This window comes from Leucobacter sp. UCMA 4100 (assembly GCF_027853335.1).
Lineage (GTDB): Bacteria > Actinomycetota > Actinomycetes > Actinomycetales > Microbacteriaceae > Leucobacter_A.
In genome coordinates, this window is record NZ_JAFEUS010000002.1 from 1,668,547 (window position 1) to 1,681,324 (window position 12,778).

The following is a 12,778-nucleotide window of genomic DNA, read 5'->3' on the forward strand; positions in this document are numbered from 1 at the left end:
AATGACGTATGAAACAGGCGCCTCGGGGCGCAAAGCACGTGACCTTGGGCTTCGCATGGGCGACTTGCCGAACGGGCCCCTGAACGCGATAACCGACGTTGCCGGCGTTCGCGTCGGCCACGTCACGCTCATCGAGGGTGAGGGCGATCTTGTTCGCGGTGAGGGGCCGGTACGCACGGGCGTGACGGTCATCATGCCGCGCGACGAGCCGTGGAACCAGCCGCTCTTCGCCGCCCCTCACCGCCTGAACGGCAATGGCGAGATGACGGGGCTCGAGTGGGTGCGAGAGTCGGGCACGCTCAATAGCTACATCGGTCTCACGAACTCGCACAGCGTTGGCGTGGTGCGCGACGGCATCATCGCCCACGAGGCTCTGCACCGGCCGCAGGGCGAAGACTTCTGGTCGCTGCCCGTTGTCGGCGAGACGTGGGATGGCGCGCTCAACGACCTCAACGGGTTTCACGTGAAGCAAGAACACGTGCTTGAAGCCATCGCCAACGCCCGGGGCGGCCACGTCGCTGAGGGCTCGGTTGGCAGCGGCACCGGCATGGTGTGCCACGGCTACAAGGGTGGCATCGGTACCGCCTCGCGGGTTGTCGCTGACGAAGACGGCGGGTACACGGTCGGCGTGCTCGTGCAGGCGAACCACGGTCGCAGGCAGCGCCTCACGGTCGACGGCACGCACATTGGCGATGCGATTACCCTGCCTGACGATGAGCAGGCCTCATTCCCCGGCGACACCGATGCGCCTCGCGCGCCAGGCGCCCAGCAGGGCGTAACGGTGCCAGAGGGCAGCGGATCAATCATCGTCATCGTCGCAACCGACGCGCCACTCCTGCCGCACCAGTGCGAACGTCTCGCGCAGCGCGCCGTGATTGGCGTTGGACGGGTTGGCGGGGCCGGCGAGAACGGCTCGGGCGACCTCGTCCTGTGCTTCTCGACGGCGAACGAGCGCATGCCCGGGGTGTTCGACCGCGAGGCCGGGCGCGAGTTCCAGGCGACCGCGCTCAATAACAGCAAGATCGATCCGCTGTTTTATGCCGCGATCGAGGCGACCGAGGAGGCGATCGTGAACTCGATGCTCGCCGCCGACACGATGGTGGGCATCAACGGGAACACCCGATACGCCCTGCCGCACGACCAGCTGCTCGAGCTCGTGAAGCGCTAGTCGCGAACCACACGATAAAGGGCCCCTGCCGCGCGAGATGCGGCAGGGGCCCTTTATCGTGTGTGGCTTCGGCCGGTGTTGGCCTTGGCCGTTAGGCGCTCTTGGGAATGTCGAGCGTGTCGAGCAACAGCCCCTTCGTGTAGGCATTCTTGGGGTTGTCGAGCACGTGGTCGACCCTGCCGTGCTCGACGATGTAGCCCCGATTGAGCACCGCGACCGAGTCAGCAATGCTGCGAACCACCGCGAGGTTGTGGGTCACGAAGATCATCGTGAGGCCTTCTTGCTGCAGCCCGCGAAGCAGCTCAACGACCGATGCCTGCACCGAAACATCGAGCGCCGAGGTGATCTCGTCGCAAATGAGCAGCTTGGGGTTTGCGAGCAGCGCCCTCGCGATCGCGATGCGCTGGCGCTGGCCGCCCGAGAGCTCAGAGGGGTACATCGACGCCATGCGAGCCGGAATCTCGACGCGCTCAAGCGCCTCGGCAACCCGAGCCTTTGCCTTGGCGCCGCGAAGCCCCTCAAAATGCTTGAGCGGGGCCGCGAGAATCTCGCGAATCTCTTGCCTCGGGTTGAGCGAACCGTACGGGTTCTGGAAGATGTACTGCATGCTCTTGCGCATCTCGCTCGTGCGGCGTGAGGCCGACTGGTTGAGCTGCTCGCCGTGCAGAAGCGCATCGCCCTCCCACTGCGAGTGCAGCCCGATGAGGCAGCGCGACAGGGTCGACTTGCCAGAGCCCGACTCGCCCACGATCGCGAGGCACTCGCCTTCGGTGACCGAGAAGTCGATGCTGTGCAGCACCTGGTTCGAGCCGTAGGCGGCGCTCAGTCCACGCACCTCGAGCACCGCCGGTGCGTCGGGCGCGAACTCCTGCACGGGCGCGAGCTCGATCGGTTCGAGGCCGCCCTGAGCGACCTCGACGTGCCTGAAGCAGCGCACATTGCCGTCGCCCACAAGCTCGAGCTCGGGCTGCCGCTCCCTGCACAGATCAGTCGCAAAGGCGCACCGCGAGGCGTACACGCAGCCGGCCGGCCGGTCGGTGATGCTCGGTGCCCTGCCCGGAATGGGAATGAGCTTGTGCCGCTCCTGCGTAGAGGGCAGCGCCCGCAAGAGCGACCGCGTGTAGGGGTGGCGGGGCTCAAGCAGCACCGTCTTCGTCGGGCCATTCTCGACGACCTGACCGCCGTACATGACGGTCACGCTGTCGGCCACCTCGGCGACAACCGCGAGATCGTGCGTCACGTAAATCGCGGCGATGCTGTACTTGGTGCAGAGCTCTTTCACGAGCTCGAGCACCTTCATCTGGGTCGAAACGTCAAGGCCCGTCGTGGGCTCGTCGAGCACGATGAGGCGTGGCTGAGCGACGACCGCCATAGCGATCGCGATGCGCTGCTGCTGCCCGCCCGAGAGCTCGCTCGCGCGGCGCTTCAAGAAGCGGTCGTCTGAGGGCAGCCCGACCGCCTCAAGCGCCTCGCGAATCTTGCGCATGTTCTCTTCTTTCGTGCCGGTCAACGACTCCAAGAGCTGCGTCGATAACCGCATCGAAGGGTTGAGCGCGGTCGCCGGGTCTTGCGCAACGTAGCTCACGAGCCCGCCGCGGGCCTTGCGCAAGCCCTCGGCATCGAGCGAGAGCAGATCGACTCCGTCGATCGTGACCGATCCGCTCGAAATCGTGCCGCCAGCGCGTGCGTAACCCAGCAGGGCGAGGGCGAGCGTCGATTTACCCGAGCCCGATTCGCCAACGATGCCCATGACCTCGCTCGCGCCGAGCTCGAGTGAGACGTGCTCAATGATCGTAGTTTCGCTTGAGGTGAGCGAAACCGTGAGGTCTGAAACGTGAATGCCGCTCATGGTTAGTTTCCTTCCGTGCGAGCGATGACCCGGGCGCCGCCTTCAGCAATGAGGTTGCCTGCGACGGTGAAGAGGGCGATCATGACGATGGGTGCGAGCACCGCGAGGGGCTGCGATGCGAGGCCGGTGCGGTTCTCGCTCACCATGAGGCCCCAGTCGGGGGTTGGCGGCTGAATGCCGTAACCGATGAAACTGATCGAGGCGAGAATGCCCACCGCCCACATGAGCCTGATGCCGAGCTCGACGAGCAGCGGCGAGGTGATGTTGGGCATGACCTGGCTGAGCAGCACCTTGTACCCCGGGGTGCCGATGGCCCGAGACCAGAGCACGTACTCGCGGTTGCACACGGGCATGGCCGCGCCGCGAATCACGCGGGCGACGCCGGGAACGAGGGCGAGAATGACGAGGGCCACGAGCAGCCACGGCTGGGGCCCGAGCACCGAGACGAACATGAGCGCGAGGAGCAGACCCGGAAAGGCGAGCAGCACGTCCATGATGCGCATGAGAATCGTGTCGACCCAGCCGCCGTAATAGGCGCCGACCATGCCGACGAGCGCTCCGAGAGCGACGCCTCCAAAGGCGCTCACCGGCGCCATCCACGCGAGGTACTTGCCGCCGGCCAGCACCCGCGAGAGCACGTCACGGCCGAGCTGATCGGCGCCGAACAGCAGGCCCTCACCCGGAGGGGCGTAGGGCGTCGACACCGGCTCGTTTGGCGGGTGCGGTGCGAAGAACTCGCCGAAGAACGCGAAGAGCATGGTGAAGACGAGCAGAATGATGCCCCAGCGAACCTGGTGCGAGGCGAGAAAGCGCTTCAAGACGCGCGAGCGTTCGACGCGCTCGGGCTGCTCGGGCTGACCCGCGATGGCTGGTGTTGATGCGTGAGACATGGTTATCCCTTCCGAGCGCCCGCGCCAGCCTCAGAGAGCAGGTCGGCGATGAAGTTAAAGACGAAGTAGGCGGTCGCAATGATGAGCACCACGGCCTGAATGAGCGGCAGGTCACGGTTGCCGACGGCCTCGATCAGCACCGAACCGATGCCCGGGTACGAGAACAGGTACTCAACCACGACGGTGCCACCGATGAGGAAGGCCGCGACGAGCGATGCCGCGGGGATGATCGGCGCGAGCGCGTTGGGCAGCGCGTGACGATACAGAATGCGGCGAGTGCTGAGGCCCTTGAGCTGCGCGGTCTGAATGTACTCGCTGTTCATGACGTCGATAAACGAGACGCGCACGAGCCGGGAAAGGTAGGCGACGCCGCCCGTCACGAGCGTGGTGATGGGCAGCACGAGGGCTGCAATGTGCCACCACGGCATGTCGGTGGGCGGAATGAGCGCGACGGGAGGGAACCAGTGAAAGACGGTCGTGCCGAACAGCGCGATGAGCACCGTTCCGAGCACGAACTCTGGCACGGCGTTGATGACCATCGAGGTGCCCATGAACAGGTGATCAAACGCGCGGTCCTTGAGCTGAGCGGCGATGACGCCGAGCACGAGCGCGATGGGCAGCATGATGACGAGCGCCGAGAGGCCGAGGGTCACCGAGTTACGAAGGCGCATGCCGAGAATGTCGGCGACCGGTGCGCCACTCGTGAGCGAGGTGCCCCAGTCGCCACGCAGAATGCCGAAGAGCCACTGGGTGTACTGCTGAAAGAGTGGCAGGTTGAGCCCGAGCTGCTCGCGCACGACCTCGAGGCGTTCGGGGGTCGCGTTCACGCCGAGAATGACGCGCGCGACATCGCCAGGCATCGCCTGGGTGGCAAAAAAGATGAGGAGTGAGACGAGAAACAGCGTGAGCACACCCTGCACGGCCTTGCCGATCCACTTTTTCATGGTGCGGCCGCGCTTGTGCTTTGCTGACTCTGTAGCTCGTTTCTCCGAGATCGCGATCATCTCGGTCATGGGGTCTCCCTTTCGATGAGTGGTGGTGACAAAGCGGGCAGCCCGGGTCTGGGCTGCCCGCCGGGGCAGTTACTTGACGCTGACGCCTTCGTACTGAATGGAGGTGCGGCCAAAGAGGTCTTCTTTGAGCCCAGAAACTCGGTCACTGCGGTACGCGGTGATCGACTGCGAGTAGGCGGGCACGATGTAGCCGCCGCGGTCAAACTCGATCTGCTGCATCTGGGTGATGAGCGCGCACTGCTCGTCTTCATCGACCGTCGTGTTGAGCTCTTCCGAGAGTGCGTTGAGCTCGGGGTCGTTGAAGTGCGCCGTGTTCTCTTCGCCGCCCTCGAGAAGGTGGGTTTGAATGACCTGCAGGTAAGGGCCGCCCGCGTAGGCGACGACAAACGGCCACTCGCCCCACTTCGCGAGAAACGTAGCGACGTCGAGTTTCTTCACGGTGACGGTGATGCCAGCCTTTGCCGCCTGCGCAGCGAAGAGCTGTGCGGCCTCGGCCATTCCCGGGAACGCGCCGTCGGTCACGAGCTCGACCGAGAGGTTCTCGTTCCCGCTCTCCTGCAGCAGCGCCTTCGCACGGTCGATGTCTTGCGTTCGCACGGCGTTCTCGGGAGTCGGGCACGCAGACTTCTTGTCGTAGAAGTCGTTGCCGGCGGTCGCGTAGCCGCCAAAGGCGTTTGAAACGATCTCGTCACGGTCGGCTACGAGGCGCATTGCCTCACGAACCTTCGGGTCGTTGAACGGTTCGGCATCGTTGTTCATGGCGATGGTCATGTAGCTCGCGCTATCGCTCACCACGAGATCAATGTTGTCTTTGCCCTCGAGGGTTGCGACATCGGTGAAGGGCACCGAGTAGGCGATATCGATCTGGCCGCCGAGCAGCGCGTTCGTGATGGCCTGCTGGTCGATGAAGAACGAGAGCTTGAGCTTCGAGAAGTTGGCGTTCTCGCCCCAGTAATCGTCGAAGCGTTCAAGCACGGCCTCCTGGCCAGCCGTGAACGAGGTAAGGGTGAAGGGGCCCGTGCCAACGGCTGTGTCGGGGTCGGTTGGGTCTTCGAGGCTACGCATGACGACCCGTTCAGAAGCGAACTGGTGGGGCAGCTGGCCATACGGCTTCGTGAGCTTGAGCTCGACCGTGTGGTCGTCAAGCGCGGTCACACCGTCGGGGTCAATCATTGACAGGGCGGTCGCCGCGGGAAAAGCATTCGCGGGGTCGATGATGTAGCCGATACTGTCGACGACGTCGTCGGCCGTGAACTCTTTGCCGTTGTGCAGGGTGACGCCCTCGCGCACGTGCACCGTCCAGACGTCGAGGGTCTCGTTCGGCTCCATGCTCTCGGCGAGGTCGTAGCTGATGCCGCCCTCGTTGTCGTAGGTGGTGAGCCCGTTGTAGAGCTGCCTGACGAGGGTGCCGTTTGAGATCGCGCTCGCGTCGCCGTAGGGCTGAATCTCGTCTTTCGTGCTGCCCATGATGCCGAGCACGAGGGTGTCACTGTCGCCCTTCGCAGCCGAAGAGGTGTCTCCGGGCGAGCACGCCCCGAGCGTGAACGCGAGAGTCACGGCGGCCACCGCGGCCGCTGCCCTCGCGATCGAATGAGTCTTGCGGTGTGATAGTCGCTCCATTGCGCCTCCTGATTGGTCTATGAGACGGGCTTATCGGTGAGCCTCACCAGTGAACGCTCAACCATCGATAGCGGGTCTCAACACCTATCGTGTGGCCAGGCGAGGGCTGGCACAATCTTCACGGGGGCTTCGTTCGCAAAGCGACAAAGCTCGTGCTCTGGATAACAAGCAAACGGCCTGTGCTTAGGCCATGCTCAAGAGTGGAAAACTCTTCACGAGAGGTACAGGGAGGTGCCAGAGCAATGTCAGCAAGACCCGTGATTCCCGTGCACACCATCATTCCTCGAGAAGGGTGGGGCGGCGGTTCGGTGCTCATCGTCGAATCGCTCGGTCAAGACGACACCGCAAGGCCCACCCACCGGCACGCGTTTGTGCAGTTCATCGTGATCGAAGCGGGCGAGGGGCAGCACCTCATCGATTTCGAGCCCGTTGCGATCGTTCCCGGCGACGTGCACATCGTGGCCCCGGGGCAGGTGCACTCGTGGAGCGTTGGCGAGGGATTTTGCGCTCGGGCGCTCATGTTTTCAGAAGACATGCTCGACACGGTCGGCTCCCTTCCCGACCAAATTCGTGAGCTCACGATGCTGGGCGCGGCCCCCGTTTCGCCTGGCACGAAGGCGGTCGGTCAGATTCACCGGTTGCTCGACGCGATTGAACTCAGCACCTCGCAAGAAAGCAACGGTCATCTCGTTGCCGCCGTGCTCTGGGAGAGCCTCGCGGGCTATGGTGAGCACATTGCCAGGGCTGAGCGCTCGACCCTGACGCGGCAGTACCTCAAGCAGGTGCTGTGTCGGCCGAGCGCGGCGCACAGCGTGGGCGGCTTTGCCCGGCAGCTGGGGGTGACGACGGGGTATCTCTCAGAGCAGGTCGTGCACGACACCGGCTCGACCCCCGGCCGCATCTTGCGCACGGCACTCTCGCGCGAGGCGCAGCGACTGCTCACCGCGACTGAATTGAGCGCGGCGCAAATCTCGACACGGCTCGGCTTCAGCGAGCCCTCATACTTTTCACGGTTCTTTCGTCGCGAGGTCGGGTGCACGCCAACCGACTACCGCGAAACGCGTTTGAGCCAGCAATATCCAGATGCGAAGGAGCAACATGTCGGTTGAGGTCATTGTCGAGGCGGTCACGCTGTTTGACGGCGAGAAGCTGCACGAGCGCCCCGTCTCGGTCGCGGTGTCGCAGGGCGTTTTCACCGCCGTGAGCGGGGGCTCGCTTCGACATCTCGCGGGCCCTGAGACGCGGGTCATCGACGGGGCGGGAGCCTTCATGATGCCTGGGCTCGTTGACGTGCATAACCACCACGCCGTCGCTGGGCGAGCCGACCTCTTTGAGCTTTCCATTCCCGTGGGCGCGAGCGCCAGCGAGGTACTCGAGGCCGTTGCGCGGCACGCGAGCGACCTCTCGCAAGACGCGTGGATCACCGGTGGGCCGTGGGGCACGAACCTCTTGAACGAGCTCAATACGCTCTCGATGAGAGCGAAGCTCGACGAGGCGAGCGGTGGCCGCCCGGTCGTGCTCATCGAAGACAGCAGGCACAATCGGTGGGCATCGTCAGAAGCGCTGCGGCTCGCTGGTATCGAGGTGGCCGACGCCCAGGCGGGAGTGCTCGCTGAGGCGGGAAGCACCGAACCCACCGGGGTGCTGCTCGAGGGCGCGGGGCTCAAGGTTGAGCAGGCCATGGCGGCCGCGGGCGGAATCACCGCGTTGCAGCACCGCATGTCGTCTGCCCGCGGGGTTGAGGTGCTCAACAGCTTTGGGGTGACCGCGTTCCAAGACGCGGCGACCTCGCTGCCCATGCTGCAGGCGCTCGCCGAGCTCGACACCGAGGGCGAACTCAACGCCTGGGTGGTGTCGTCGCTCACGATGAACGACGACATTTTCGGGTTCGACCCCATTGGCCAGGTGCTCATTGACCAGAGCGAGGCCTACCGAACCCCGCACCACCGCCCAGACTTCGTGAAGATCTTTCTTGACGGGGTGCCGCCCGCCCGCACCGCCGCATTTCTCGAGCCGTACCTTGCCGATGAGCAGCACGGGTGCGAGCATCGCGGCGAGCTGCTCATCTCGCACGATGACTTTGCGGCGCTCATGGCTGAGCTTGCCGGTCAGGGGCTCAATGTCAAGGTGCACTGCGCCGGTGATGCCTCTGCGCGGGAGGTGTTGAACGTGGTCGAGACGCTGCGCGCTGGGGGCGACTGGGGCACGCGGGTGCACATCGCGCACGGCCAAATTCTCGCCCCCTCTGACCTGCCGCGCCTTGGCGAACTCGCCGTCACGGCCGACATGTCGCCATTCGTCTGGTTTCCCGGCGTTATTCCTCACGCCCTCTCGCAGGTGCTCCCTGCACACACCCTCGAAAAGTTTCAGCCGAGCAGAGACCTGCTCACCCTCGGCGCGAAGCTCGCGATGGGCTCAGCCTGGCCAGTCAGCCCGACCCCGAACCCCTGGGTTGGCATTCACGGGCTCGTGACACGAGAAGACCCGTTTCGGCAGTGGCCGGGCGAGCTCTGCCCTGATCAGGCGCTCACGGTGGTCGAGGCGCTCACGGTGTGCACCTCGGGAGGAGCTGAAGCCATGGGCCTTGGCGAGGTCACCGGCCGGGTGCGCGAGGGCTTCTCGGCCGACTTTGTGATGCTCGACACGAACCCCTTCACCGAGCCCGTGACGACGCTCGTCGATACTCGGGTGCGTGAGACCTGGTTCTGCGGGCGTTCGGTGTACCGCAACGAACACGCGCGTTGAGCGCGCGAGGGGTGCGCCCCGGGGCGGGGCTCATTCTGCTGCTCGGTCTGCTCGAGGCCTTCGGTCCGTTGTCGATGGACCTCTACATGCCTGCGCTTCCGGCGCTCGCCGAATCACTGCACACCTCAGACACGCTCGCGCAGGTCACCATGTCGGTGTGCATGCTGGGGCTCGCGCTGGGGCAGCTCGTCGCTGGGCCTATGAGCGACCGCTTCGGGCGACGGGTGCCGTTGCTCGTTGGGGTGCTCGTGTTCACGGTGTTTTCGGCTGCGTGTGCGTTCGCACCGAGTGTCGCGTGGCTCATCGCCTTTCGCTTTGTGCAGGGGCTCGGCGGTGCGGCGGGCATGGTCGTCACGCTGGCGATCGCGAGAGACCTCTTCTCTGGCCGTGAACTCGCAAAAATGCTCTCCTGGCTCGCATTAGTCGGGGCAACGGCCCCGATCATCGCGCCCGTGCTCGGCGGCCAGTTGGTGCGCATCATGGAGTGGCGGGGCATCTTCGGGGTGCTCACCGGCATCGGGGCCTTACTCTTTCTTGCGGCGCTGCTCTGGCTTCCCGAGTCGCACCCGCGTGCCAAACGCAGCGAGGGCGGTGCGCGCACCTTGCGTGACGACGCGGCCGCGCTTCTGCGCCCCGGCGCCTACCGGGTCATTCTCGCGATCGCCTCGGTGACCGGCATCGCATTCTTCTCCTACCTCTCGATGTCGAGCTTTGCCCTGCAGGGGTCGTACGGGGTGAGCCCACAGGCTTTCGGGCTGCTCTTCGCCCTGGGCTCGGTGTGCAACGTGATCGGCTCGCAGACCAACCGCGTGCTCGTGGCTCGCTTCTCGACCGAGCAGCTCTACGGCGCGGGCCTCGTCATCGGCTGGTGCGGCGGAGTGCTCGCCTCAGCGAGCGCCCTCGCAGGGTGGGGCCTCGCTCCGTTCTGTGCGGGGCTTGGGCTGTACCTGCTCTCGACCGGTTTCACACTGCCAAACGCCAACGCAATCGCGCTCACCGAGCACGGCGAGCGAGCAGGGTCGGCGGCGGCCCTGCTCGGCATGTCGGCGCTCGTCGTAGGCCCGATCGTCTCGCCCCTCGTCTCAACCCTCGGCATGACCCCGCAGGTGCTTGGTCTCACCATGGTGACCGCGAGCACCGTCGTGCTCGTGATCGCATCGCTCGCCCTGTGGCCCCGCAGGAGCGCGCCGGGGGCCTGAGTTGCCCTCGCGTGCAGGCTCATTGCACGCGACTGAACAGAAGCCCGGAAAGCCTGACGGGCTGGGCCCACGCGTCATACGGTCGAAGGGGTGGCTGCCGACGAACGGTATCGCCCCCTGGAAAGGAAACTGCAATGTCGCAATATGAACACCTCTTCGTCAAAGACATGCCAGACTGCATGCCCTCGATGAGAAAAGACAGCGAGACCGGCGAACCGCTCGAGTACCGCTACGACAACCTCGGCGAGGGCCTCTGGCTCATGAACCAAGACCTTGTTCCAGGCAGCAAGGTGAGCATGACGCACATCTGGATTCACGAGACGACCGATCCGCAGCTCTGGGTCAACCAGCATCAGCACGAGACCGATGAGATTCTCATTTTCACGGGATCGAACCCCGATGATCCGCACGATCTTGGTGCCGAGGTATACCTTGAGATCGAGGGCGAACGCCACACGATCACTCGCTCGGGCGCCGTGTACATTCCCGCCGGCACCAAGCACTGCCCGCTTGGTTGGAACCGCATTGACCGCCCGTTCCGGTTTAGCGCACTGCTGCTCGCACCCGAGTACCGCGCGAAAGACTAGCGCTGTGGCGGCGCACCGCCGCACACCCGCACACCCGCACACGGCGAGTGAAGACACAGAACGGGCCCGGGATTTCTCCCGGGCCCGTTCTGGTTCACGGCAATCGTGTGGTCACGCGAGGGCTGAGGCCCCGCAGACTACTCGACGGTAACCCCCGCGAACTGGTACGCGGCGCGACCGTAGAGGTCTGCCGTGAGCCCCTTCACACGCTCTGAATGAACGGTGATCGACTGGCCATAGATCGGAATGAGGTAGCCGCCGCGCTCGTGCTCGATGGTTTGCATCTGCGTGATGTACGTGCACTGCTCTTCGGGATCTGAGGTTGCGTAGAGCTTCTCAGCGATCTCGTTGTACTCGGCATCGTCCATGTGCGAGCCGTTCTCAGAACCGCCGGGCAAGAAGTGGCCCTTCGCGGTGATGATGTACGGGCTTGAAGTGTGGCCGATGAAGAACGGCCACTCGAGCCAGCGGTCGAGGAAGGTGCCAACGTCGAGCTTCTTGACCTGCACGGTGATGCCGATCTTCTCGGCGTCCTGGGCAATGAGCTGCGCCATCTCGGCCATGCCGGGGAACGCGGCGTCGGTTACGAGTTCGACGCTGGCACCCGTTGCGCCGGCCTCTTCGACAAGCTTCTTCGCCTTACCAAGGTCCTGCTCGCGCTGCGGCACGTCGGGTGCCGGGCAGGCGGTGTTCTGGCCGATGTAGTCGTTGGCAACCGAGGCGTAGCCGCCGTAGGCGTTGTCAACGATGCGCTGGCGGTCAATCGCGAGTCGCATTGCCTCGCGCACGCGCTCGTCGTCAAACGGAGCCATGTCCATACGCATCGGCACCACAGGGTAGGCCGCGGTATCGCTCACGAGCATGTCGAGGCCGGGCGTTCCCTCGAGCGCCGGAACCTCGGCGAAGGGAATGCCGTGGGCCACATCGATCTGGCCGCCACGCACGGCGTTCGTCACCGCGGTCTGGTCAGAGAGGAACGAGATCGTGACGCTGTCGAGCGTCGCAGGCTCGCCCCAGTAGTCTTCGTTCTTCACGAGCTTTGCCTCTTGGCCGGCGGTGAAGGTGTCGATCTTGTAGGGGCCGGTGCCAGCAGGCTTGTCGACGGTCGCATCGCCCTTGATGCTGCGCATGACGAGTCGGTCCATCGCGAGTACGTCGGGCAGGGGGCCGAACGGCTCGTCGAGCACCATCTTGAACGTGAGATCGTCGATGATCTCGAGCCCGTCGGCCTGAAGGAAGCTGAGCTGGGTGTTGAACGCCCAGGCATACTCGGGGTCGATCATCTGCTTGAGGCTCTCGACCGCGTCTTCTGACGTGAACTGTTCGCCGTTGTGGAGTTTCACGTTGTCACGCAGCGTGATGATCCACTCGTCATTCGTCGCGTTTGGCTCGATCTTCTCGGCGAGCACGTACTCGACCTCGCCATCTTTGTTGCGCGCGGTGAGGCCTTCGTACACGTTCGTGAAGACGGCCTGCTGCGAGCCCGAGCCGGTCTGTGAGTAGGGATCGATCTTGTCGGTGGTGCTGCCAACCATACCGAGGGTGAGCCCCGAGCTGTCGCCCTTGCCGTTGCCGCCGGCGTTGCCCTTTTCAGACGACGCACAAGAAGCAAGCGAAACGGTAAGCATGGCTGCCACGAGCAGCGTCATACCTTTGCGCATGTGTGAAGCTTTCATCACTTCTCTCCTATGAGGGTTATGGAAACGA

10 protein-coding genes are annotated in these 12,778 nt (G+C 64.6%); 5 read left to right on the forward strand and 5 right to left on the reverse strand.

Translation table 11 applies throughout. From position 1 onward, the window contains the following. Position 1: 1 nt before the first annotated feature. Complete coding sequence (locus JSO19_RS07890) at positions 2-1,168, forward strand: DmpA family aminopeptidase (RefSeq protein WP_270910871.1); 1,167 nt, start codon at positions 2-4, stop codon at positions 1,166-1,168. A 91-nt stretch (positions 1,169-1,259) separates the two neighbouring features. Here JSO19_RS07890 and JSO19_RS07895 read toward each other — a convergent pair whose 3' ends face one another. The 4 genes from JSO19_RS07895 to JSO19_RS07910 form a co-directional block, all read right to left on the reverse strand. Then, the gene (locus JSO19_RS07895; RefSeq protein WP_270910872.1) at positions 1,260-3,017 is read right to left on the reverse strand and encodes an ABC transporter ATP-binding protein; all 1,758 of its coding nucleotides are present in this window, start codon (positions 3,015-3,017) and stop codon (positions 1,260-1,262) included. Positions 3,018-3,019: 2 nt separating this feature from the next. Continuing rightward, a complete protein-coding gene (locus JSO19_RS07900) occupies positions 3,020-3,907 on the reverse strand; it encodes an ABC transporter permease (RefSeq protein ID WP_270910874.1) in 888 nt (295 codons plus the stop codon). A gap of 2 nt (positions 3,908-3,909) precedes the next feature. Continuing rightward, positions 3,910-4,920: an ABC transporter permease gene (locus JSO19_RS07905; RefSeq protein WP_270910876.1), complete on the reverse strand. Its 1,011-nt coding sequence runs from the start codon at positions 4,918-4,920 to the stop codon at positions 3,910-3,912. A gap of 69 nt (positions 4,921-4,989) precedes the next feature. Continuing rightward, the gene (locus tag JSO19_RS07910) at positions 4,990-6,540 is read right to left on the reverse strand and encodes an ABC transporter substrate-binding protein (protein WP_270910878.1); all 1,551 of its coding nucleotides are present in this window, start codon (positions 6,538-6,540) and stop codon (positions 4,990-4,992) included. Positions 6,541-6,782: 242 nt separating this feature from the next. On the opposite strand from JSO19_RS07910, the gene JSO19_RS07915 reads away from it, so the two are divergent. The 4 genes from JSO19_RS07915 to JSO19_RS07930 all read left to right on the forward strand — a co-directional run bounded on the left by JSO19_RS07915 (position 6,783) and on the right by JSO19_RS07930 (position 11,071). Next, entirely contained in the window at positions 6,783-7,649 is an 867-nt protein-coding gene (locus tag JSO19_RS07915) for a helix-turn-helix domain-containing protein (RefSeq protein ID WP_270910880.1), read from the forward strand. Beyond that, positions 7,639-9,285, forward strand: coding sequence for an amidohydrolase (locus JSO19_RS07920; protein WP_270910882.1), 1,647 nt, complete (start codon positions 7,639-7,641; stop codon positions 9,283-9,285). Before JSO19_RS07915 ends, JSO19_RS07920 begins: the two co-directional genes overlap by 11 nt. Then, positions 9,282-10,484, forward strand: a complete 1,203-nt coding sequence (locus tag JSO19_RS07925) for a multidrug effflux MFS transporter (protein ID WP_270910884.1) — start codon at positions 9,282-9,284, stop codon at positions 10,482-10,484. The genes JSO19_RS07920 and JSO19_RS07925 overlap by 4 nt, the downstream gene beginning before the upstream one ends. A 134-nt stretch (positions 10,485-10,618) precedes the next feature. Beyond that, complete coding sequence (locus tag JSO19_RS07930) at positions 10,619-11,071, forward strand: hypothetical protein (protein WP_270910886.1); 453 nt, start codon at positions 10,619-10,621, stop codon at positions 11,069-11,071. 137 nt (positions 11,072-11,208) lie between these two features. Here JSO19_RS07930 and JSO19_RS07935 read toward each other — a convergent pair whose 3' ends face one another. Continuing rightward, positions 11,209-12,747, reverse strand: a complete 1,539-nt coding sequence (locus JSO19_RS07935; protein ID WP_270910887.1) for an ABC transporter substrate-binding protein — start codon at positions 12,745-12,747, stop codon at positions 11,209-11,211. Between the last annotated feature and the right edge of the window lie 31 nt (positions 12,748-12,778).